The organism is Pseudoalteromonas sp. Z1A8, from assembly GCF_011378855.1.
Classification (GTDB): Bacteria; Pseudomonadota; Gammaproteobacteria; order Enterobacterales; family Alteromonadaceae; genus Pseudoalteromonas.
Map to the genome: position 1 here is coordinate 107,382 of NZ_WTLB01000002.1, position 24,350 is coordinate 131,731.

22 protein-coding genes and 1 tRNA gene are annotated in these 24,350 nt (G+C 38.2%); 4 read left to right on the forward strand and 19 right to left on the reverse strand.

The window, feature by feature from the left end:
• Window positions 1-341: 341 nt before the first annotated feature.
• From rpsO to GQR55_RS01435, 7 genes are all read right to left on the reverse strand, one after another.
• Window positions 342-611, reverse strand: a complete 270-nt coding sequence (rpsO, locus tag GQR55_RS01405) for a 30S ribosomal protein S15 (RefSeq protein WP_002958490.1) — start codon at window positions 609-611, stop codon at window positions 342-344.
• A 153-nt stretch (window positions 612-764) separates the two neighbouring features.
• Entirely contained in the window at window positions 765-1,724 is a 960-nt protein-coding gene (truB, locus tag GQR55_RS01410) for a tRNA pseudouridine(55) synthase TruB (RefSeq protein WP_166419163.1), read from the reverse strand.
• Window positions 1,708-2,193: a 30S ribosome-binding factor RbfA gene (rbfA, locus tag GQR55_RS01415; protein WP_166419164.1), complete on the reverse strand. Its 486-nt coding sequence runs from the start codon at window positions 2,191-2,193 to the stop codon at window positions 1,708-1,710. Before rbfA ends, truB begins: the two co-directional genes overlap by 17 nt.
• 158 nt (window positions 2,194-2,351) lie before the next feature.
• Window positions 2,352-5,012 (reverse strand): translation initiation factor IF-2, encoded by a 2,661-nt coding sequence (gene infB, locus GQR55_RS01420; RefSeq protein WP_166419165.1) that lies wholly within the window; start codon window positions 5,010-5,012, stop codon window positions 2,352-2,354.
• A 25-nt stretch (window positions 5,013-5,037) separates the two neighbouring features.
• Window positions 5,038-6,537, reverse strand: coding sequence for a transcription termination factor NusA (gene nusA / locus GQR55_RS01425; protein WP_166419166.1), 1,500 nt, complete (start codon window positions 6,535-6,537; stop codon window positions 5,038-5,040).
• 39 nt (window positions 6,538-6,576) lie between these two features.
• Window positions 6,577-7,032, reverse strand: a complete 456-nt coding sequence (gene rimP / locus GQR55_RS01430) for a ribosome maturation factor RimP (protein ID WP_149594524.1) — start codon at window positions 7,030-7,032, stop codon at window positions 6,577-6,579.
• Window positions 7,033-7,314: 282 nt separating this feature from the next.
• Window positions 7,315-7,391, reverse strand: a tRNA-Met gene (locus GQR55_RS01435).
• A gap of 440 nt (window positions 7,392-7,831) precedes the next feature.
• On the opposite strand from GQR55_RS01435, the gene GQR55_RS01440 reads away from it, so the two are divergent.
• Together GQR55_RS01440 and GQR55_RS01445 are read left to right on the forward strand one after the other, a co-directional pair.
• Window positions 7,832-8,293: a globin gene (locus GQR55_RS01440; protein WP_166419167.1), complete on the forward strand. Its 462-nt coding sequence runs from the start codon at window positions 7,832-7,834 to the stop codon at window positions 8,291-8,293.
• 192 nt (window positions 8,294-8,485) lie between these two features.
• On the forward strand, window positions 8,486-10,042 hold the full coding sequence (locus GQR55_RS01445; protein ID WP_166419168.1) for a cryptochrome/photolyase family protein: 1,557 nt from the start codon (window positions 8,486-8,488) through the stop codon (window positions 10,040-10,042).
• Between the two features lie 60 nt (window positions 10,043-10,102).
• Here GQR55_RS01445 and GQR55_RS01450 read toward each other — a convergent pair whose 3' ends face one another.
• From GQR55_RS01450 to GQR55_RS01490, 9 genes are all read right to left on the reverse strand, one after another.
• Window positions 10,103-10,549: an Hsp20 family protein gene (locus tag GQR55_RS01450; protein ID WP_166419169.1), complete on the reverse strand. Its 447-nt coding sequence runs from the start codon at window positions 10,547-10,549 to the stop codon at window positions 10,103-10,105.
• A gap of 238 nt (window positions 10,550-10,787) precedes the next feature.
• Entirely contained in the window at window positions 10,788-11,318 is a 531-nt protein-coding gene (locus GQR55_RS01455) for a redoxin domain-containing protein (RefSeq protein WP_166419170.1), read from the reverse strand.
• 113 nt (window positions 11,319-11,431) lie between these two features.
• Entirely contained in the window at window positions 11,432-12,829 is a 1,398-nt protein-coding gene (locus GQR55_RS01460; RefSeq protein WP_346774247.1) for a sigma-54 dependent transcriptional regulator, read from the reverse strand.
• Between the two features lie 9 nt (window positions 12,830-12,838).
• Window positions 12,839-13,213 (reverse strand): Hpt domain-containing protein, encoded by a 375-nt coding sequence (locus GQR55_RS01465; RefSeq protein WP_166419171.1) that lies wholly within the window; start codon window positions 13,211-13,213, stop codon window positions 12,839-12,841.
• A gap of 108 nt (window positions 13,214-13,321) precedes the next feature.
• A complete protein-coding gene (locus GQR55_RS01470) occupies window positions 13,322-14,062 on the reverse strand; it encodes an EAL domain-containing protein (RefSeq protein ID WP_166419172.1) in 741 nt (246 codons plus the stop codon).
• Between the two features lie 496 nt (window positions 14,063-14,558).
• Complete coding sequence (locus GQR55_RS01475; protein WP_166419173.1) at window positions 14,559-14,849, reverse strand: hypothetical protein; 291 nt, start codon at window positions 14,847-14,849, stop codon at window positions 14,559-14,561.
• Between the two features lie 327 nt (window positions 14,850-15,176).
• Window positions 15,177-17,987 carry a PAS domain-containing hybrid sensor histidine kinase/response regulator gene (locus GQR55_RS01480; RefSeq protein ID WP_166419174.1) on the reverse strand — a complete coding sequence of 937 codons (2,811 nt, stop codon included), beginning with the start codon at window positions 17,985-17,987 and terminating at the stop codon, window positions 15,177-15,179.
• Window positions 17,980-18,591: an isochorismatase family cysteine hydrolase gene (locus GQR55_RS01485; protein WP_166419175.1), complete on the reverse strand. Its 612-nt coding sequence runs from the start codon at window positions 18,589-18,591 to the stop codon at window positions 17,980-17,982. The genes GQR55_RS01480 and GQR55_RS01485 overlap by 8 nt, the downstream gene beginning before the upstream one ends.
• Window positions 18,592-18,612: 21 nt before the next feature.
• Window positions 18,613-19,464 (reverse strand): response regulator, encoded by an 852-nt coding sequence (locus GQR55_RS01490; RefSeq protein WP_346774248.1) that lies wholly within the window; start codon window positions 19,462-19,464, stop codon window positions 18,613-18,615.
• A gap of 443 nt (window positions 19,465-19,907) precedes the next feature.
• On the opposite strand from GQR55_RS01490, the gene GQR55_RS01495 reads away from it, so the two are divergent.
• Both GQR55_RS01495 and GQR55_RS01500 read left to right on the forward strand, forming a co-directional pair.
• Window positions 19,908-20,171: a GrxA family glutaredoxin gene (locus tag GQR55_RS01495; RefSeq protein WP_004587283.1), complete on the forward strand. Its 264-nt coding sequence runs from the start codon at window positions 19,908-19,910 to the stop codon at window positions 20,169-20,171.
• A 160-nt stretch (window positions 20,172-20,331) separates the two neighbouring features.
• Window positions 20,332-22,200, forward strand: a complete 1,869-nt coding sequence (locus GQR55_RS01500; protein WP_166419177.1) for a DEAD/DEAH box helicase — start codon at window positions 20,332-20,334, stop codon at window positions 22,198-22,200.
• A 154-nt stretch (window positions 22,201-22,354) separates the two neighbouring features.
• On the opposite strand, the gene GQR55_RS01505 is transcribed toward GQR55_RS01500, so the two are convergent.
• Genes GQR55_RS01505 through GQR55_RS01515 form a run of 3 tightly spaced genes read right to left on the reverse strand, consistent with a single transcriptional unit; the run spans window position 22,355 to window position 24,334 of the window.
• Window positions 22,355-22,630: a YfcL family protein gene (locus tag GQR55_RS01505; protein ID WP_002962183.1), complete on the reverse strand. Its 276-nt coding sequence runs from the start codon at window positions 22,628-22,630 to the stop codon at window positions 22,355-22,357.
• Window positions 22,627-23,790: an ATP-NAD kinase family protein gene (locus GQR55_RS01510; RefSeq protein WP_166419178.1), complete on the reverse strand. Its 1,164-nt coding sequence runs from the start codon at window positions 23,788-23,790 to the stop codon at window positions 22,627-22,629. The genes GQR55_RS01505 and GQR55_RS01510 overlap by 4 nt, the downstream gene beginning before the upstream one ends.
• Window positions 23,780-24,334 (reverse strand): elongation factor P hydroxylase, encoded by a 555-nt coding sequence (locus GQR55_RS01515; protein ID WP_166419179.1) that lies wholly within the window; start codon window positions 24,332-24,334, stop codon window positions 23,780-23,782. Before GQR55_RS01515 ends, GQR55_RS01510 begins: the two co-directional genes overlap by 11 nt.
• Window positions 24,335-24,350 lie beyond the last annotated feature (16 nt).

Consider the following 24,350-nt stretch of genomic DNA (forward strand, 5'->3'; position numbering starts at 1 on the left):
CAACCTAGCCACTAGATTTAAGCTGGGCTAATTAGCGGATAAATACAACAGCTACTGGTAGGCTATGAAATGGGGGTTATACCAATCTGCTTATGTATGGGGTCTATTTAACGTTAAGGAAATTACGCTAGAACTAGGCAAAAATTTTTGTATCTAGTTGTTCTAAATAAAAAATTTTTAACAACGTTGTAGTGCAATTTAATTCGTTAAATTGATCAAAGATTTATGCAGGTTGTTATTATATTGCAATTCAATAGGTTTAAGAATTTTCTTAATTTGAAAACACAAATTTTAGGCACAAAAAAAGGAGCTAAAAAGCTCCTTTTTCTATAATCTAGTTCTTAGCGACGTAGGCCAAGTTCTTTGATTAACGCAGTATAACTAGTGATGTCTTTACCTTTAAGGTAATCAAGTAGTTTACGGCGAGTGCTTACTTTACGAAGCAGACCACGACGTGAGTGGAAGTCATGCTTGTGATCAGCAAAGTGACCTTGAAGCTTGTTGATATCATAAGTAAGTAATGCTACTTGTACTTCTGATGAACCTGTATCGCCTTCTGCACGTGCAAATTTAGCAATGATATCGATTTTTTCTTGATTGCTTAGTGACATAGTAACTCCAAAAATTAAATTTAAAAGGTGTCTTAGCCGATCACTAATTCAGCCAAAACGATTAAGCGGGCGTATTCTACCAACTGTGGGAATAACTACAAGTTAATTATCCCCATCTACAACTAATAAGCCACTACTAGGCACATTAGTTGCTTATTCAGGCTTTACGTAATCGTCTTGCTGACTAGCAAGACCGCGTTTAACCTTTAAATGACCGTTTGAGTTACGCTCACCAGTACCAATAAACACACCATCTGCTACTACTTTAATAGCCCCATCAGGTAAAGTGATTGGTAATTCTACAGCTTGCCCGTGACTAAAAATTCCCCCTTGTTCTTTTGTAATTTCAACAACGGGTAAATCAGTTAAAGCAGTATCAATTGGTAGCAATAGCGAGTCTAAATAAGTTGAAGGCGCGAGCTCTTCTTCTTTCGCTTTAGCAAGCAGCGCTTCAATCTCATCAAGCGAGACCATTTTATCTGCCGGATACTGACCAACAGCGGTTCTGTGAAGCATAATAACGTGTGCGCCACAGCCTAGGTTTTCGCCTAAATCATCAACGATTGTACGAATGTAGGTCCCTTTAGATACATGGGCTGTCATTTGTAATACGTTACTTTGTTCATCAAATTCGTCAAACGATAAACTAAACACGTTTATTTTTCTGCATTTACGAGGTACTTCAATACCTTCGCGCGCGTACTTATATAACGGTCTACCTTGGTACTTAAGTGCCGAGTACATTGACGGATATTGATCAGACTCACCAACAAAAGCAGCTATTTCTTTTGTTAGCTGTTCACGCGTTACGTTCACATCTTTAGTGCTAACAATTTCGCCATCAGAATCTGATGTTGTTGTACGTTCACCCAGCTGTGCTCGAACGATATAGGTTTTATCTGTATCGAGTAAAAACTGCGTAAACTTAGTCGCTTCACCAAAACAAATTGGTAGCATACCTGTAGCAAGTGGATCTAAAGCACCTGTATGCCCAGCTTTTTGCGCAAAATAAACACTTTTTGTTTGCTGTAATGCTTTATTTGATGAAATGCCTTCAGGTTTGTTTAACAACAAAATACCGTCAACTGCACGGCCTTTACTGCGCTTTGCCATCTGTATCAGTGCCTTCTTCGCTATCTGTATCGTCTACGTGCTCAGTACCTTCTTCGCTATCTGAAACATCAGCAGCATCAACACTTTCTACGTCTTCATCTACATGCTTTGCGTTATCTTCGCGGATAATAGAATCCACTAAGTTAGAAATACGCATACCTTCCATTAATGAGTTATCAACTACAAACTTTAACTCAGGCATTATACGTGCACGAATACGCTTACCAAGTAACGAGCGAATATAGCCCGTTGCTTCATTAAGTACTTTTGCGCTTTGCTTTGCTGCGTCTTCATCTTGTGTGTTAAACACCGTGATGAAAATTTTGGCATAAGATAAATCGCGCGATACTTCTACCGCTGACACTGTCACCATACCTAAGCGTGGATCTTTAATTTCGCGTTGCAAAATTACAGCTATTTCTTTCTGAATTTGCTGTGCAACACGATCAGTGCGAGAAAATTCTCTCATTATACTTGTCCTAAAATAATAACTTATTGAATTTTAATAATAAGTTAACTAAATAATGGATATGCAAATGGGGGCTAAGCCCCCATTAAAAATCTTAGCGTAGAGCGTGTAGAACGTTCGGGCGTTAACCTTAAGCGTTCAATACACCCTAGTAACAATTATAGAGTACGTTGTACTTCAACTGTTTCAAATACTTCGATTTGGTCACCAACACGTACGTCATTGTAGTTCTTAACGCCGATACCACATTCCATGCCGTTACGAACATCAGCAACATCGTCTTTAAAGCGACGAAGTGACTCAAGTTCACCTTCATAGATAACCACATTTTCACGTAGTACACGGATTGGAGCGCTACGTTTAATAACACCTTCAGTAACCATACAACCAGCGATTGCGCCAATTTTTGGAGACTTGAATACGTCACGAACTTGGGCAAGACCAATGATTTCTTGTTTAAACTCTGGCGCTAACATACCTGACATTGCTTGTTTAACTTCGTCAATCAAGCTGTAGATTACGCTGTAGTAACGTAGGTCTAAGTTCTCAGTCTCGATAACTTTACGAGCTGAAGCGTCAGCACGAACGTTAAAGCCAACTACAATTGCGTTAGACGCTGCAGCTAGTGTTGCATCAGTTTCGGTAATACCACCAACGCCTGAACCAACAATCTTCACTTTTACTTCATCAGTAGAAAGTTTAGTTAGTGAATCAGAGATTGCTTCGATAGAACCTTGAACGTCTGCTTTAAGTACCACGTTAACTTCAGAAACATCGCCTTCAGTCATGTTAGTAAACATGTTTTCAAGCTTAGCTTTTTGTTGACGTGCTAGTTTAACATCGCGGAACTTACCTTGACGGTATAAAGCAACTTCACGCGCTTTACGCTCATCTTTAACTACAGTCGCTTCGTCGCCTGCAGCAGGAATACCAGAAAGACCTAAAATCTCAACTGGGATAGATGGACCAGCTGACTTAATGTCTTTACCGTTTTCATCGCGCATTGCACGAACACGGCCATACTCAAGACCACATAATACAATGTCACCTTGGTTAAGCGTACCAGATTGAACAAGTACTGATGCTACTGGACCACGGCCTTTATCAAGACGAGATTCAATAACAACACCAGCCGCCATACCTACAGTAGGTGCCGAAAGCTCTAAAAGCTCAGATTGGTTCAATACTGCTTCAAGAAGGTCGTCAATACCTAAGCCAGTTTTAGCTGAGATATGAACGTACTGCGTATCGCCGCCCCATTCTTCTGGAATAACGTCTAGTACAGCAAGTTCGTTTTTAACACGATCTGGATCTGCGCCTTCTTTATCCATTTTGTTTACAGCAATAATTAAAGGAACGCCAGCTGCACGAGCATGCTGTACCGCTTCTTTAGTTTGTGGCATAACACCATCATCTGCTGCAACCACTAGGATTACGATATCAGTCGCTTTAGCACCACGAGCACGCATTGATGTAAATGCAGCATGTCCTGGTGTATCTAAGAACGTGATCATGTGACCGTTCACATCAACATGGTATGCACCAATATGCTGTGTAATACCACCGGCTTCGCCAGAAGCAACCTTCGCAGAACGAATGTAATCAAGAGTAGATGTTTTACCATGGTCAACGTGACCCATTACAGTTACTACTGGAGCACGAGGCTCTGACTTACCATCTTCATGGCGGTCATTAAGTACTGTTTGCTCTAATTCGTTTTCTTTAACAATGATAACTTTGTGACCCATTTCTTCTGCAACTAGTTGTGCAGCTTCTTGGTCAATCACTTGGTTAATAGTAACCATGTCACCCATTTTCATCATTGTTTTAACAACTTCAGCGCCTTTAACGGCCATGCGTGATGCAAGCTCGGCTACTGTAATTGTTTCGCTAATACGCACTTCATTTTTAACATCAACAGTTGGTTTTTGGAAACCATGTTGTAATGATGCTGGTGCTTTTAGCTTAGACTTGTTACGGCCTCTTGACGCTGCAAATTTATCTTTTGCTGGCGCTTTTTTCTTTTTCTTAGCACGGCGTGTACCTTGCTCATCACGAGCATCGGCAACATCTTCTGCTTCACGTGCATAAGTAGAAGTCGTAAGATGGTGATCCGCTGTTTCTTCGCGTTTCTTACGTTCTTCTTCTTCTTTCTTCCAGCGTGCTGAGTTCTCTTCAGCTAGCTTTCTTGCTTCTTCTGCTTGACGTTTCGCTTCTTCTTCAGCTTTCTTCAATGCGGCCTCTTCTGCTTCTTTTTGCAGACGCTCAGCTTCTATGCGATCTTTCTCAGACTTAGCACTTTGCTCTGGGGTCATCTGCTTTTGTTTCGCTTTACGCTCTGCATCAGCTTTGCGTTTAGCTTCTTCTTTGGCTTTACGGTCAGCGTCTTCTTTCGCTTTGCGTTCTGCCTCTTGTTTCGCTTTTAATTCTGCGGCTTCTTGGTCAGCTTTTTGCTGCTCTTCAAGGCGCACTTTTTCTTCAGCAGCTAAGCGAGCTTGCTCTTGCTCTTGTTCCATTGCGCTTTTCTTCACGTAAGTACGTGTTTTGCGAACTTCAACTTGAACATCTTTTGCTTTACCCGTAGAGCCAGTCACACTTAGTGTGCTTTTGCTCTTACGTTGTAAAGTCATGCGCGCAGGGCCATCTGAACCTGTACCGCCATGATGCTTACTTAAATGATCAAGTAACGTTGCTTTTTCAGCTTCTGTTACATTATCAGTTGCTTGCTTAGTGATACCTGCTTGTGAAAACTGCTGTAGCAATTTATCAACAGTCGTACCTATATCGCCGGCTAGTTTTTCAACATTTACTTCTGCCATAGTGTGTAATACCTCCGTTAATAAATTACTCGTCTGCAAACCAACAAATGTTTCGTGCAGCCATAATCAGTTCACCCGCTTTTTCAGATGAAACTTCTGTGATATCAACTAATTCGTCAATACCTTGTTCTGCCAAGTCTTCAAGTGTAACAACACCCTTGCTTGCCATCACAAATGCTAAGTGACGTTCTAAGCCTTCAAGCGCAAGTAAGTCTTCAGCTGGCTCTGCGCCATCTAAGCTTTCTTCCGTTTTAAGTGCTTTAGTTGTCAATGCATCTTTTGCGCGTGAACGCAGTAAATCTACAGTCTCTTCATCAAGACCATCAATTTCTAAAAATTCAGACGCTGGTACATACGCCACTTCTTCAAGTGTCGAGAAACCTTCGTTAATAAGTAATGATGCAAACTCATCATCAATTTCTAAATTTTCAGTGAATAAGTTAAGTAACTTATCAGATTCAGCTTCATTTTTAGTACGCATGTCCTCAACAGTCATTACGTTTAGTTCCCAGCCAGTTAACTGGCTTGCTAAACGAACGTTTTGACCATTACGACCAATTGCTTGCGCTAGGTTATCAGCTTCTACAGCGATATCCATTGAGTGAGTGTCTTCATCCATTACGATTGAAGCAACTTCTGCTGGCGCCATTGCGTTAATAACAAATTGTGCTGGGTTGTCATCGTAAAGTACGATATCAACACGCTCACCGCCAAGTTCTGACGATACAGCCTGAACTCGTGCGCCACGCATACCAACACATGCACCAATCGGGTCAATGCGTTTGTCGTTAGATTTAACAGCAATTTTAGCGCGTGAACCTGGATCACGTGCTGCGGCACGTAACTCAATCATCTCTTCGCCGATTTCTGGCACCTCAATGCGGAATAATTCCATTAGCATTTCAGGTTTAGAGCGCGTTACAAATAATTGTGCACCGCGTGCTTCAGGCTTAACTTCATATAAAAGGCCACGAATACGGTCACCCGGGCGGAAGTTTTCACGTGGTAACATGTCATCACGGTAAATTACTGCTTCTGCGTTATTGCCTAAATCAAGAACAATAGAGTCACGCGTTGCTTTTTTAACTACACCTGTTACTAACTCGCCTACTTGATCTTTGTATGCATCAACAACTAAAGCACGCTCAGCTTCACGTACTTTTTGTACGATAACTTGCTTAGCCATTTGTGTTGTAATACGGTCAAATTTGATTGAGTCGATTTGTTCTTCAACATAATCACCCATTTGCAAATCAGGTTCTTCAACCTGTGCTGCTTCTAGAGTGATTTCGCTGTATGGATTCTCTAAAGAACCATCTTCTAATACAGCGGCAATCTGCCAACGACGGAACGTATCGTAATCACCGGTTTTACGGTCAATTGCTACACGTACTTCAATTTCGCCATCGTGTTTTTTCTTTGTCGCTGTCGCTAGAGCGAACTCTAGAGCTTCAAAAATCTTTTCTTTTGGAACCGCTTTCTCATTGGAAACGGCTTCAGCAACCAATAATATCTCTTTTGCCATGGGTAATGCCTCGCTTGCCCTATTCCTTCGCACTCGAATTTAAAACTTCGCGATTAAATTCGCACGTTCGATGTTACTAAGCATGATCAGATGCTCTTCACCATCGCTAGATAGTGTGATCATATCGTTGCTAACTGCTACTAAGTCGCCTTTAAAATTACGACGACCATCCTGTGGAAGTTTAGTACGCACGCGTACTTCCTCTCCTTGCGCCTGCTCGTAGTGATCTTGTTTGAATAATAGACGATCAACACCAGGAGACGACACTTCCAAATCATATTCATTTGTAATTGGGTCTTCGACGTCTAAAATCGCACTAATTTGGCGACTTGCATCCGCACAGTTATCAACTGAGATCCCATCCTCATGAGCAATATATACTCTTAAGGTAGAATGGCGACCCGCTTGCACAAATTCAAGACCATGCAACTCAAAGCCTAACATTTCTACCGCAGGCGTTAACATGGTTACTAAATCTTGTTCAAGTTTTGTCACGAAAATCCTCCATACAAACAAAAAAAGGGCTTATAGCCCTAAAATACTAAGTTTAAATTTTAATTTGATGACAATTGCCACAAATCGTAAGGTGCAGATACAACAACGCCCCGAACCAAGCGGGGCGTCACACCAATAAAGCATAAAACTGTGTGGCCTAGGGCCAAGCTTGGTTACGAGTCAGTAAACTGACCTAATTAAACTACAATAGCCTAAAACGCAAAACGCGCATTACTTAGAATGCGCGATATAAATTAGTAAGGTAATACTTACTAGTAGAATTGGTTGCGGGAGCCGGATTTGAACCGACGACCTTCGGGTTATGAGCCCGACGAGCTACCAGACTGCTCCATCCCGCGCCAATAGATATCAAACCTTAAATTTAATATCGCTGTTAGCTGTTTTACAACATACTAAACAATGGCCGCTATTATAAGGATGTGTGGGGTAATTAGCAACTATAATACGCAATTAGTTTATAAAATTTCCAATTCGTCAAGATGCTAATTTAATGTATATGTAAGTAACATAAGTAATCAGTCAACTTTATAAAATACTCATATTTAAGTCATAAATAGAGTAACTTATTACATTGGACGAAAATCAAACAAGCCGAACCTGAATAACTTTAATATGCTTAAAATATGTTTCAGATGCTTACTGTTTACTAGAAAATAAATTGATATAACTAAAACCCATACTTTAACACTAAATAAACGTGCAGAATTTCAACTGCCCGCTATAATCAATTTTATCCTACTTGATAATAATAGTTATTATTCACTGCAGCGAGATAGAAATGAAGCAACAACAATCAGCATTGTTAAATAACTTAACAATTATTAAGCCAAATTTTCATGCGTTTACGGCTCGATTTCATAGCAAATTGGCTGAATCTAGTATTGAGATGAATTATCCAACGGCCTTGCAGTTTAACGAAAAGAGTTTCACCCTCTTTTGTGTGTTAGAGCGAATTGTTAAGCATTTAGATAAACCAGCATCGGTAGCTCCTTTTTTAGCACATCATTTAATGTACCTAAAAAAAAGCAGTGTTTCACAAAGTGACATTGTACTTTTATCTGACGCGTTTTACGAAACCCTTAAGGAACATCTTGGTAGGCACTTTACTCCTGAGAGCCAGCTCGCTTGGAAAAAAGCCCTTAGGTACTTTGAAAGTTTTGCCAGTAGTACTCTATTTGGTGTATCTAATGTGGTTTCGTTACAACAAAAAATGCAGCAAAAGCAGAGTAATAAAATTTAAATATACAATTTTTAGGGGTGACGACTTAACTTACTTAACTTCCCCCTTAATTAAACTCATTTGAACACCATGGTCTAACACGCCTTTATTGCCTTGATAATTGGTTAAGCCTTTTTGCTCTATTCACTCGTGGTTAAATAGTAAAACGATCCTTTAATTAAATATATCCGTATAAAAAAATTTGGCTTTACTATGACCTATCACAAAACACTCAGACTAATACTAGGCGATCAGCTAAACCCATCTCATTCATGGTACAAGCAAAAAGACGACGATACGCTTTATCTCATTGCAGAGCTAAAACAAGAAACTGACTACGTCAAACATCACGTTCAAAAACTGTGTGCTTTTTTTAATGCTATGGAAAACTTTGCTATCGCATTAAAAACGGCAGGTTTTAATGTTTTGCATTTAACACTTGATGATACCGTTGATGACAAAAACCTAATTGAATTACTTAAGCTAATCGCCAGTAAATACCAGTGCGATACTATTGAATACCAATACCCTGATGAGTTTAGGCTTAAATCTCAATTAGCTCAGTTTGAAAGTGAAAGTTCGTTTAATGTGATTGCCACAGACACAGAACATTTTTTATTACCGTTCACCGATATAAAAACGCGCTTTACAAAAAACAAGCATGTAACAATGGAACACTTTTATCGTGCTATGCGTAAACAATTTAATATATTAATTGATGACGAAAAGCCAACAGGTGGCAAATGGAATTTTGATAGTAATAATCGTAATAAGTTTTCTAAAACCGACTTAGCAAATATCCCAAAACCAAAACTATTAAATAATGATGTAAGTAGTATTATTGCCCGCTTAGATAGGCATAGTGTAGCTTACTTGGGTGAGCTAGATGGGCAAATATTACAATGGTCAACAACGCGTAAACAGGCAATTGAAGTACTCGAATACTTTTGTGAACACTTACTTAGTCGCTTTGGTCACTTTCAAGATGCGATGACAGATCAAAGTAAAAATAATACCAGCCTGTACCATAGCCGTTTATCGTTTGCCTTAAATGCCAAAATACTCCACCCGTTATATGTAATTAAACGTGTAATAAAAGAATACGAACAAAGACCTGATGAAATTTCACTCTCGCAAGTAGAAGGATTTACTAGACAAATACTAGGCTGGAGAGAGTATGTTCGTGCTATTTACTGGGTAAATATGCCCGACTACGCAACTAAAAACCAACTACAAGCTAAAAATAAATTACCATCTTATTTTTGGAACAGTTCTACTAAAATGAATTGCCTTAGCCACTCGCTTAAGCAAAGCCTTGAAACTGCTTATGCTCATCATATTCAGCGATTAATGGTTATTGGTAATTTTTGTATGCTCACGGGAATCAATCCTGATGAAGTGGATGAATGGTATTTAGGTGTTTACATAGATGCTATTGAATGGGTAGAAATGCCCAACACCCGTGGTATGAGTCAGTTTGCCGATGATGGAATAATTGCAACAAAGCCTTATGCAGCAAGTGGTAACTACATTAATAAAATGAGCGATTACTGCAAAAGCTGTCAGTACGATGTTAAACAAAAAGTAGGTGATAAAGCTTGCCCGCTCAATAGCTTATATTGGCATTTTATGGATAGACACAGAGATAAGCTAGAAAAGAACCCACGCATTGGTATGGTTTATAGAAACTGGGATAAACAAGATAAAGCACTTCAAGAACAAACGCTGCAACAAGCAACCTACTACCTTGATAATTTAGAAGCTCTTTAAACAAAAAACCGCCTCATGTGAGGCGGTTAAATAATCAGGGGAAACTAATGTTAAATAGGTTTACTTACCTTCTAGTAAGTTACCACTACCAATTTCTATTTTTCGTGGTTTAAGTGCTTCTGGAATTTCACGCTGTAACTCTATGCTTAGCAAGCCGTTAGCTAAATCTGCACCAAGTACTTTTACATGATCTCCAAGCTGGAATTTTCGTTCAAAGTTACGCTCTGCTATACCTTGATGAATAAACTTACGTTCGTTATTTTCATCTTTGTTAGCCTTAATACCTGCAACTTTTAATGTGTTGTTTTCTGACTCAATGGTCAATTCACTATCGCTAAAACCTGCTACGGCCATAGTAATTCTGTATTTGTCTTTATCAAGCGCTTCAATATTGTACGGAGGGAAACTCGGCTGCTTGTCTGTACTTGCTGCCGCATCCATAAGTGATGCTAAATGTTCGAAGCCGATAAATGAACGATAAAGTGGTGATAAGTCTACTGTACGCATAATAATATCCTCATATTTAAGCGATATTTTGCATGTGCTTTTCTATTGAACAAGCTCAGGCAAAGTTTAATTAATAATATAAATTTCAATTGTTTAAGTTTAATTTAGGACCCATCAGGCGTCCTACTTAACTATATATGGACGATAAAATTGTTTTCAAGAGATTAATTTAAAAAAATTAAAAATAAATAAAAAAGGCACTAAAAAGTGCCTTGTTTGAAACCATGTAAAACGAATGTTATTTAATAAATGTGCCTCGGATCGGATAGTCGTTTTCTCTTGAAAACTTAATCCCACCTAGCAGTTGCTCTAAATCAGGACGAACAAACGGGCTGTTTGATATATCGACCATTTGAAGCTGATTTTTTTCATTAAGGACAAAAATCCCAGGCTCAGCAAATGGATGGTCAGTTTCTGCATCACTGCGAGGCTCGCTAATATGTAGCCCTAAATCGGTCATTTGTTCGATTGTTAAACCATAGTAAATTGGGAAATTAATATCTATTTTTTCAAGATGTTTATTGAGCTGCTCATGGCTATCACCACTTACTGCAACCACTTCAACACCAGCATCTTTAAAGTCTTTATGAACTTTAGCAAGCTCGTTGAGTTGCGTAGTACACTTAGGGCAGTGCTGGCCTCGATAAACAACAATCATTTTCCACGGAGAGTCACTTATTCTGTCGACTAAATCTATCTTTTTCTCATCAACATCACTCACTACTAGTGATGGCATAATATCCGCAGGTTTTAAACTAGTGTTACTCATTGCGATCTCCTTTTACTGTTTCAGATTAAAAATTCATTTGCTCTTACCCATAGAGCTTAGGGTAACTTTTATTAATTCAACCTGAAAAATGTAATTAAAAATCTATTACAACTTTAAGACCATCCTTTTATTTTTCTATAAATGGTGGATGCACTTACCCCTAAATAAGCAGCAGCAAGAGGAATGTTGTCTTCACAGCTTTTAATTGCATTTTCAATCGCCCTTTTTTCAACTTGCCACAAAGGTTCTATATCGTGAACAGACATAGGGGATAGTTGGACACTCTGCTCGTTTGTATTGTGAATTGACTTAGTTGAGCTTGAATGCTTTACAGCGCCTAATCCAAATGAGTTTGGTAGCATGTCCTTTTCAATTACATCGCCATCATTAATAACGACTGTGTTTTCAATTACATTTTGTAGTTCGCGAATATTTCCTGGCCAATCGTAATTACAAAAAAGCGCCTTAACTTCATCAGAAAAGCCAATAAAGTGCTTTGAATTACTATCGCTTTTTTGTTTTAAAATATACTCAGCGAGCAGTAATATATCGTTTCCGCGCTCTCTTAATGGAGGTAGTTTTACGGGAATAACATTTAAACGATAATATAAATCTTCTCTAAAGCGCCCTTCAGCAACCTCTATTATTGGGTTTCTGTTTGTTGCACAGACTAATCGAACATCGCTGTGTAATACTTCACTACTGCCAACTTTGCTAAATATGCCTGTTTGTAAAAAGCGTAACAATTTAGCTTGTAAGTTAAGTTCCATTTCACATAATTCGTCTAAAAATAACGTGCCGCCGTTGGCCACTTCAACTGCGCCCTTTCGATCGCTTAACGCACCACTAAATGCCCCTTTAACATGACCAAAAAATTCTGATTCAAATAACTCAGTAGGAATTGCTGCACAGTTTATAGCAATAAAAGGTCCTTTATTTCGGGGACTTGCATCATGGAGGGTCTGCGCACACACTTCTTTACCTGTACCACTTTCACCTGTAATAAATACACATGCTTTACTTCTAGCGGCACTATCAAGCAATCTAAAAACGGTTTTCATGGCGAGTGATTCACCAACAAAATCTTGGCTTTTATCTCTGTTTTTAACCAATGGCTGTACTTTAACTTGCTCTTTTGGTGTTAACGCACTTTCTACTGAGCTAATGAGTCGCTGACTTGTGAAGGGTTTCTCTAAAAAATCAAAGCCACCTAAACGCATCGCTTCTACTGCTATATCAATAGAACTATTTGAGGTGATCATTACTACGTTAGCAGGATTTTTTTGTTTATTTACAAATTGTAAAACCTCCAGCCCGCTTATATCTGGCAAGCAAACATCTTGTACTATCACCGCCGGCATTTTTTCTTTAATACCGACCAAGGCAGAATAACCATCAGTAAAATGCTTACATTCAAAACCTGCCTGTTCAAGCTGACTTGCATATAAAGCACCACTGGCGATGCTATCTTCAACAATATAAACAAGACCTTTATCCATTACATCTGACACGGCTTTCTCCTAAATAGCGATACTATTACTCATTATTTGATATGCATCTCGGGTTTTATCCAAGTTGTGCTTAATAACAAGCGCTGCGTGCAAATTTTCTTCTGTGGTTAGTGGTGGTGAATCATGTAATTGTGTTGCTAATGCAGCTAAAGGAGACGCTCCATATAAAGCGGCTGAGTTTTTTAGAACATGCATTACTTCTTTAATTTTTATAATATCTTCACTGCTAATTGCCGTATCTAATTGGTTAGCCATAGTGACTAATTCATCAATAAATAAGTTAATTAATCGAGCTAACACGGTTGTCCCAACATCCTTTTCGAGTTGAGTTAATACATTTAGCTCGGTAATACTTTTATCGACAAACTGCTCTGATATAGGCATAAACCACCTTTGTGTAAGTTAAAGCTTCGTACATTAATAAAATGTAGGAATTGTAGTTTAAGAATAATTTGTTTTTTGCATTTTGCAAATCAAAATGAATATAAACAATTACAGAGCCCAAGTATCAATACTTTTTGATAATGTTTGCGGCCTATCAAGCAAGTAGCCCTGAGCAAGATCGCAACCAAGTTGTTCTAATATTTGTAACTGCTCATTCTCTTCAATACCTTCAGCTACCGTTTGTAAACCCAACCGCTGAGCCATGGCAATAATTGCACTACATAGCGTAAAGTCTTCATTATTAGTTGAAATACCACTTACAAAACTACGATCAATTTTTAAACCATCAATATTAAACTGACGAAGTAAACCTAAAGATGCATACCCAGTACCAAAATCATCTATCCACACTTTTACGCCTTCTTTATGGAAGTTTTCAAATGCCTTAGCTATTTTATCAGGACTATGAATGAGTGCAGTTTCTGTTAGTTCTACTTTGATAGCCTCGGGTGGTATTTGGTACTTTTCTAATAAAGACATTACTTTTGAAAACACATCACCATCTAAAATTTGTACCGGTGAAATATTTAATGAAACAGCAATATCTGTCATACCAAACTGCCGCATATGTTTTAAATCAGACAAACACTGTTCAAAAATCCAATCACCTAATTCTAAAATCATTCCCGATTGCTCTACATGAGGGATAAATTCATCAGGACCTACAATATCAAAGTTTGGTGATTGACACCTTACTAGCGACTCAAAGCCGACCAACTTTCCTGTCCCTAGTGATACAAGCGGTTGATAAACCATTTTAAAATAATTATTTTGCATCGCATCAGACATGATTCTCTCTAACTCATGCCACCTTGCGAGATTGACTGGACTTTCCGACTCTAGATATTTAAATGCATTCATGGTTTGCTCCGATTTTCACCCTTAGTGACTTATACATTTAAGAGCAAGTTATAGACCATTTAAAAAGCTAAAGAATAAAAATAAAAATCATTAAATTCAGTATGTTAAATTTATTTTTTTGAAATTTTAAATTATTTCATTTTATTTGCATTTTGCAATTCAGATTGCAATGCACTTAAATTAATAAGTGAGCGTTTACTAAACCTAAAAAGCTTAGAAATCAGCAAACAATTATTGGCAAAAAGTTAGAGTTAGTAATTAAAGGTGAGCATAAAGGGGAGGTTTTATAAAACTGATTAGATTACCCATGACCTAAGTTGGAAGGCGTTCAGATAATTTTAAAGCTAGTTTTAAAAAAGTTAATAATTGTGGTAGAAAACAAAAAAACGCAGGCAACTATAAATAGTTACCTGCGCAAAAGTCTCTAGTTTGAAAGGGTGTCGTTATTTTCGTTTTTAAGGGCTGTTACATGTTGTGCATAGTTAGTATTTTGCGGATCAAACGTGTTACTCATTGACTGCGCATTTTCAACGTCAGCTTGTGTAAAAGTAATCGGCTGTATTTCCGTTAACGCTTCTACAGAATCGCTACCGCGTAAAACTGTAATACCTATTACTAAGGTAGCTACGAGCAAAATAGACAAAACCATAATTTCTGGTGTAAGCACCCAATTATTACTTTTAGGCTGTTGTTCGGCTTTTGTGTTTGTTTGCATATTGCACCCCTTAAAAATTTAACTAAATTCGTCTTGATTTGATATGTAATACATTGCGAAACTTGTGCCAACTAAATAAAAGTAAGAACAAAATAAAATAAGTAATAAAATCAATTGATTATTAAAGGTTAAAAATAAAATTCAAAATCCAACAGTAATTCGTAAAACTACATTTTTATTTTGAATTGCAATTTGCGAATCAAAATAAAAAACCACAATAAAAACACTCATTAAATACTAAAAAACAAATTTAACTTACTCCTAAAATACTAGGTCAATTTCTTCGTTTATCAAGTTTTATGCAACATAAATCTACTTTTATATTGCTTAACTCAACATTTCCCACGCTTGCGCTAAACGAGTGAGCTTTAAATGCTTAGATTCAATAGCCAGTTTTGGTGCATATTTATCAAGTAATAAATAAAGTGTTTCACTTACAATTGGCTTAGCTAAATAATCATTCATCCCAGCTTCTATAAATCGCTCTTTATCACCATGAATCGCATTTGCTGTGAGTGCTATTATTGGGGTTACTATACCTAGCTGCCTAATTGCTTTGGTTGCAGAGATCCCGTCGAGTATTGGCATTTGGATATCCATAAAAATAATATCAATTTTATAGTTTTTAGCCTTGGCTATTGCCTCTTGCCCATCACTAGCTATATGTACCTGGCATCCTTTTTGTTCTAAAAACTGCCTAATTACAATTTGATTATTTGTATTATCTTCAGCAACCAATATAGTGGTTCCGTTCAACTGAGTTAATCCTGAGGGGCTTTCTAAAACCTCTTTTTGTTCGCGATTAGTAAATATAATATCCAAATGAAACAGCTGCTCTTCCAGCAAACTAATTGCTCGCGGTACATGCGATACTTTAAAAGGGCCATTTAACCTAAGCTCTCTGTCGTTAAGGTTTTGCGGTAATAAGCTTTCTCCATGTAAGTCTATAATGAATAAACACGGTGAATTAAGGGAGTTATATGTACTTATACGCACGCGCGTTTGGGCTAACATTTGAGGGTCAGTTAATATAATCGCATCTGGGAAATCATTATATTCAGGTATATCTGGACATATTTCATAGTGTTCAAAAGCGATAGAAAATCGAGTTACCGTGTGCTCTAACGCTGTTTTTAGAATTTGGTTACTTCCTACTATCCATACTTTTGGTTTTTTACTTCGAGCTGCAAATCCTTCTCTCAATATTGAGTCGGTTGTGTCTATTTGTAGTGGGTAGTTAACGATAAACTCACTCCCCTTGTTAAGCTCAGAACTAACCGAAATATCTCCACCTACTACATCACAAATCTGCTTACATATAGCTAGTCCTAAGCCACTACCACCGTGTTTTCGGGTAATTGAATTATCGGATTGGATGAAAGGCATAAACATGCTTTCAATCTTATTTTTTGCTATTCCCATTCCTGTGTCTTTCACAGATAAATGAAGATTTAAATTATTACCCTTATTGTGAGTACATCTAACCGTAACCGTTATTACGCCCTGCTGCGTAAACTTAATTGCATTGGCTAATAAATTAATAGCTATTTGCCTTATACGCGCATGATCGCCAATTACTTGAGTGGGAACATCTGGATAGAAATCAAAAATAACCTCAAGCCCTTTCTGTAAAGCACTTTGAGTAATAATATCTATTGCTTCTTCAATACACGTATCAATACTAAATGGTTGATTATCGAGCGTTATAGCTTGTGCTTCAAAACGCGAATATGTTAATACGTCGTCAAGCACACTCAGCAACGCATCCGAACTCGTTTTAATCATTTGTGTGTAGCGCATTTGCTCAGACGTTAAACCTGTATGATGTAAAATATCTGCAGATCCAATCACAGCATTTAATGGCGTGCGAATTTCATGGCTAATATTTGCCATAAATCGACTTTTTGACTCAGCTAGTGTTTCAGCCTGATGTTTAGCTTCAAGTAATATTTGTTCACTTTCTATACGCTCTTGTATATCAACCAATGTTGCTGCAATTGACAATAAATCACTTTCGTAGCGACCTACAATGGGAGTTAGTGTAATTTCAACCCAGTTATTTATACCTTGTGCATTAATCAAACGTATATCAAAGCGACGTATGTCGCGCTTGCCTTGTTTATAATCAAGCAGCGTATTACTGACTTTCTCTACATCTTCTTTTGCTATAAATTCAATTATAGGTAATCCGAGGCTCTCATCTACTTTAGTATGTAATACATGCTGCCACGCTTGATTTATAAATAATAAATTACCGAGTGTATCCAGGCGTAAAACAATATCGGGAATATTATCAACTACAGAATGGTAATTATATTCTATCTCAGCCATTGCTTGCTCAGCTTTAACTCGCTGAGTAATATTAGTTTCTATGGCAATAAAGTGCATCACCTGCCCTGCATCATCTCGCACTGGGCTTGCATCAATAGCAACCCAATAAACATTGCCATTTTTATCGTAATTTATAGTTTCTACTTGAAAAGGAAGCCCATTTTTTATTGCATGAGACATAACCTTACAACTTTCTTTACATGTTTTTGGGCCCTGTAATAATTCACCTGGTGTAGTACCTATAACTTCATCACAGGTGTAACCTGTAAGTACTTCAAAACTATTATTAACCCACTCAATCACACCAAACCTATCTGTAATAATCACTAAGTTATTTGTATGACTCGCAACAAGAGATAAACGTTTAGCATATTTTTGCTGCTGCGTTAGCAAAAATTGAGAGTCTTTATGACGCTGAATATCATAGAGGGACCCTATAAAACCGCTTTTATCATCATAAACTAATCTCAGCTCAAACCAGTTTACGAGCCCACTACTATTTTTTATTTGTATTTCTACACTTGGAGCCTTCTTTCCTTCAAGCAAACAACAACTGTATGCAACAAAATGCATAATATCATCGCAATTCATTAACTTAGTTATATTAGAACCGATTAACGAATCGTTTGAGTAACCTAGTTTTTTCTCCCAAGCCTCATTAATATAAGTAAGATTTAAATGTTTATCGCACTCAAAAATACACTCATCTAAAATAGCTAACAACTTTGCCTGACGTCGATTACTATTGGAGAGTTTTTCAACAAGTGCATATTGGATTTGCACTTGTAGTTCATCATTATTATTCATGCTCTCTCCAATGCTTTATAAAAGTATTGCTATCACAAACTCGCGCATAAAGAGGGAAAACCTCTTCACAGTAAAATGTTTGTTCAAAAGGAGTGCGGCTCGAGGTGCAGTCGCTTAAAATAGTGACATTAAAACCGAGTTCAACAGCCGTTCGCGCAGTTGAATCAATACAGATAGAAGTCACTGTACCGGCTAAAATTATATTAGTAACGCTATGTTTTTTAAGCTTTTCAGCTAAGGCTGTATGTGTAAAAGCATTTAAACCTCTTTTACCTGGCACCACCTCTATAACATTACTAAAAGGGTCTAGCTGCTCAATTGTTTGAGCACCGTATAAACCTGCTTTAAATGCACCTACACCTGCAATGACTTTTAATATACCAATCGGATTTTTAAGCTCGCTGTAGCTTTGCGTAAAATGAATAGGCGTATTAACAACTAAAGCAAATTGCTCTGCAAAAGAGGTTAATAAAGAGAGTGTATTTTCTACCACGCCGGTAATTCTTGATGACTCTTCAACCACCTCATACAGGACGCCTTTTGGAGAAAAGTAATCGTTTTGAAAACCAATCAAAATAAGCGCAGTTTTAGAGTAATCAGGCATCGTTATTCCTTATTAATCAATTTAAGACGCTAACTGCCAAGGTTTAATAAATTTTTCGAGTACTGCTTTTGTCACTGGCTTTTGTAAATAGTGAGTAATACCTTTTTCGAATAACTCTGCTATTTGTTCATCGCCGGTTAGCCCCGTTAAAATAACTTTTGGTGTGTTGTTATTAGGTGTGTTTTGACTCACTAATTGCTGCGCTACGTCACTGCCAAACATTCCTGGCATGCGCTCATCTAAGAGTAGTAAGTCAAATGATTCATTTTGGGCGAGCGTTAATGCACTAGCTCCATTTTCTGCACATGTTACTAAGCAGCCCAACATTTCAAGCATTACTTTTGTAGCAATTTGACTCGGTAAACTGTCATCCGCAACCAGTATAGATAAACGTGTCTGCGTATGAAGTGTAGCTAAAATTGTAATTAAGTCAGTATCAAAAAACGGCCAGCCTAATATTTTTTTAGATAGTTTATGATCCTGGCTAAGCTCACTAATGTCGTTAATAGTGCACAGCTTTATGTGTGTATTTAAGCTGTCACTGTTTAATCTATCAGTTAGCGCGTCACCACTAAGATGACGTAAATCCTCTAGCTGTACCGATTCTCTAAAATTACTATTAAACAATTTGAAATTTAAACCAAAGCGGTCATGAGTATTAGCCGACATTTTTAAGCAGCTTTTAAGTAACGCCTCACAATCAGTTAAAACGTCTACATTTTGGCTAATATCAAGCGCTAAACTAACAGATTCTTTTGTTGCTAAAAGTCCGTGAAAATCAAATGTGTTCACTTGCTCAGAATCATCAATTTGGCAATTAAAACTAACCCCTTGGATATTTGCTTCGAGCGTGAGTAAAAAACTCTCTTTCACAGAAGCCAACGCCGGGATAAGAAACTCTTCGCATTGCGCGATCATTTGTTCAGGCGGAATTTGTAAACAGACGTAATTACAATGCAACTTATTAATTAAGGTAATAGAAAAAGTTCGATTTTGGGTTTCACAATATTTACCTATTACTCCTTGGATAATTTCTAAAACGTGACTATTAATATTCATAAAGTACTCTCGTTAACCCAATGTATAGCTCTACATCATCAAGTTATGTGCCATAAATTAATTTTTGTAAACACACTTGCATTCATAGACTTAAGTATTAGGAGAATAACTTTTTAGTTTGCTATTCGCATTTTGCAAATCATATTGCTATGCATAATATGGTTTATAGTTTTATTAGAATGCTGCAATCGATTTTTTTCGCTTTAAATTATTTTTCAATCATTTAAACTGATATTAATCAAATTGAGGAGAAAGCTATGTTAACTGTAATTTTTGGCCGTGAAGGCTGTCCATTTTGTGTTCGTGCGAAAGACGTTGCTGAGCAACTATCAAATGAACGTGATGACTTTAAATTTCGCTATATTGACATAATTAAAGAAGGTATTAGTAAAGCCGACCTTGAAAAGTCAGCGGGTAAGCCTTGCCCTACAGTCCCACAAATTTTTGTAGACCAAACACACATCGGTGGGTTTACAGAATTTGAAGCTTACGCAAAAGAAAACCTAGGCCTGTATAAATAAGCTTTGTATTAAATATGTTAACCAGTTTAATAAACTCCACATTGAGCTGGTTAAATTTCGACCAACATCAAATACATACAAATTAGTTTCAATTTATACAAGCATTTGCCTCGCGAATCCTATATAATGCGCGCCTCTTTAAATTCGTTGAGGCGTATTAATGTCAGAACCAGTCACGTTTGAATCTCTAAATCTTTCTCCTGCAATTTTGAAGGCAGTTGAAGAGTTGGGTTACAAGACACCATCTGAAATCCAAGCTCAATGTATACCGTTATTGCTAGAAAGAAAGGACGTACTGGGACTAGCTCAAACGGGTACAGGTAAAACCGCAGCATTTGCACTGCCATTACTAAATAATATTGACCCGTCTGTGAAACAGCCACAGATCCTTGTACTCACACCAACACGTGAGCTTGCGATCCAAGTTGCTGAGGCATTCGAACAATATGCTAAACATGTTCGTGGTATTGAAGTATTGGCACTATATGGTGGCCAAAGCTACAGTATCCAATTAAGCGCACTTCGTCGTGGCGCTCAGGTTATTGTTGCAACTCCAGGTCGTTTAATCGATCACATTAACCGTGGCACTATCAAGTTTGATGCTCTACAAGCACTTGTACTTGATGAAGCCGATGAAATGTTACGTATGGGCTTTATCGATGATGTAGAAAGCATCATGGAAAAAACACCGCGCGAAAAGCAAACATGTCTTTTCTCTGCGACTATGCCTAAGCAAATTCAAAACATCAGCAGCAAATATATGAACAATCCTGAACAGGTTCATATTTCTGCGCGTAACTCTACAGTATCATCTGTTGAGCAAGTGTTTTGGAATGCAAGCGTACATAAAAATAAAGCAATTGTTCGCTTCTTAGAAGCTGAACAGTATGAAGGTGCTATTGTTTTCGTACGTACGCGTAACGATACAGTACAACTTGCTGAGTTATTAGAGCGCGAAGGTTTCTCTGCTGCTCCACTTAACGGTGACATGAACCAGCAAGCACGTGAACGCACTGTAGAACGCTTAAAAAGCGGCATGCTAAATGTTGTTATTGCAACAGACGTTGCTGCTCGTGGTCTAGATGTTGACCGCTTAAGCTTAGTTATCAACTACGATATCCCACAAGATTCTGAAGCCTACGTTCACCGTATAGGCCGTACAGGTCGTGCTGGTCGTACTGGTAAAGCAATTTTATTCGTAAAACATAACGAACGTTATTTACTTAAAAATATCATTCGTCATACGAAGTCTGAAATTGCACAAGTTGAATTACCAACTGCAAAAATCGTTGAAGAAAAACGTATCGAAGCGTTACAAGCAAAATTAACTATTGCGCTTGAAAACAAAGATATTACATTCTTTAACGAGATAGCTACTAACATGGCTGAAAAACTTGACCTTCCTCTTGAAAGCTTAGCGGGTGCGTTACTGTGTTTAGCACAGCAACAGTCTCCAATTAAAGTTGAAGAAGTTAAGATTCAACCTCGTGAACGTAACGAGCGTAACGACCGCAACCCACGCAGTAACGACCGCAATGACCGCGGCGGTGACCGTGGACGTCGTAACGAACGTGGCGGCGAACGTGGTGGTGAACGCGCTGAGCGTAAACCTCGCGAGCGTAACAGCCGTGATGCAGGCCCTATGGATACTTACCGTATCGAAGTAGGTCGTGAACATGGTGTTCAGGTTAAGAACATTGTTGGCGCTATTGCTAACGAAGCTGACATCTCAAGCAAGTTTATTGGTGATATTCGTTTACACGACAATCACAGTACGGTTCAATTGCCGCAAAACATGCCTAAAGATGTACTTGATCATTTCCAAAAAGTGTTTATTTGTAAACGTCCTATGGGCTTAACAATTACAACTGATCAAGGCCCTGCTGAGCCACGCGGCGAGCGCTCTGAGCGTCCAGCTGGTGACAAAAAGCGCACCTTTAGTAAAGATAAAGATGACAGTGCACGCGGTGATAAGCGTACCGGTCCTCGTAAAGAACGTCGCCCAGTAAGCTTTACAACGCCGAAATAAGCAACGACTCTTTAATAAAAAACCTTGCCACGTAAGTGAGCAAGGTTTTTTTGTGTCTAAAATTTATTTTTAATAATAAAAAATATTTGTAAGGGTACAAAAAAACACGATAGGGATAAACAAATCGTGTTTTTATATTGTGTTAAAAGAGCTGTTAAGCGAGTGCTTTAACTTCTTCCCATAGGCGTGCAACTAATGTTTTATCTTCTTCATTAAGCTCACCATTGCGATATGCTTTAACTAAGCTTTGCTCTACCGTTTCGTTTAGCTCATCTATACTGATTGTCAGCTTTTCTACTTCGGCATAACCAACTGCAAGATCAAAATGACCTCGTAAATAGCCGCCTGCAAATAACTCATCGTCAGTTGCTTTTATTACTAAATCATCGAAGTACTGCTGGGCTGCATCGATATAATTCACTAAACTCATTTACAAATCTCCTGGTTTTGCAGAGCACCTGTATTTTCAAGGTTTTGGTGCCCTACTGCATACATAATATGGTCGTTAAATCCGGTGGTTACTTTAATATAACCTGTTAATTCATCATCTAATTCGCTGTCGCCAGTATCACAAATAAGGGGGCGACCGTTAAGCGCTTGTAGCTTTGTTTTTGTTGCTACTACAATAATATTTTCTTTGCCAATTGCACGTATAAGCGCAGGGCTCAATTGCTGATTACCACGGCCAAATATATGCCCTTGCCCACCAATTAAGGTAATAACTAATTTAGTATTTTGCTGGCTAGTAAGCTCAAGTAATTGCTTAGCCGTTAAATCTTGGGCAACTAAGGTTTGATCTTTTATTAAATCGACGCCAAGTAAGGTATTATCGAGTCCCATTTCTTCCATTATGGCTTCAACCGTTGAGCCGCTACCCATAATATAAAATGTGTCTTCATCCATTTGCGATACAACATGCGCAGCAATGTCGGCAAGTACCAGTTCGTCGGTTTCTTTGCCGCCATTTTTAACAGCTTGCATATAACGCACTTCGCTTGGTGTTTGCATTTCACCATAACGTTTTGCTTTTACAGTGCCTTGTCTGAAAGCATCTTCATCTATATCCATTACATCGGCATCAGCTAAGGTAACTAACTCACCATTAACCAGCATTTCAACTACGCGCCCTGCAGCTTTTGGGGTAATAGCGTACACACCAGAATGAATTTTACAGCCTGCAGGAATACCAAGTACGGGAATGGTATCTTCTATTGCATGGCAAATATTACGCGCTGTGCCGTCGCCTCCGGCAAATAAAACTAAATCAACGCCAGAATCTTTAAGTACTTTTGCTGCTTGTTCTGTGTCATCTGGGGTTGTTATTACTGCAGAGTTGTATACAACCTCTACATTAAAGCCCAAAGCTTTGGCTGTTTGCTCACCCATGTCACCGTTAACGGTGTAAATGGTTAAGCGTTCTTTATAAGGCAATAGCACTTCAAGCGCTGCTTTTGTGCGGCTATTTGCTTTTGGTTCTGCACCTAATTCGATTGCTTTGGCGGCTGTTTTCGCGCCATCACTGCCTTTTAAAGCAACTGTTCCGCCTAAACCCGCTACTGGGTTTACAATTAAACCTAATTTAAACGCCATTACAAAGCTCCTTCGGATGTTGCCAATTAAATTGCTGCGCTGTTAATGGCCAAGGTGTGTTATAAAAATCAGAGAGTGCTTTTAAAAGTGACTCTGTACGAGAATTAAAGCCATTTTCGATAAGCGATAAAACACGTGCATGTACTCGCTGCTGAAAATCAAACCGACATGTTTGCTCGCCGTTTAAGTTATCCACCGACACATTAAAATTAAACCCTGCTGCGGTGCTTAATAACCACTCTATAGCTTGAGGCTTTACTTCTACGCTTTCAAACTCAGCTTGTTTTTGTTTGTCGCGTCCATCAGGACAATACCAATAACCATAATCTTCTAATAATCGACGTTCATCTCCGGCCACCAGCCAATGCGCTATTTCATGTAATGCACTGGCATAAAAACCATGCGCAAATACAACTTGGTGATATGGCACGTGCTCTGTTGCAGGCAGATACACAGGCTCACAATCGCCTTTTATCAGCTGTGTATTATAACTTTGATAAAAAGTGCGTTCAAAAATTGAAATTAGATCAGCTATTTGATGCATAAAATTGGGCTAATTT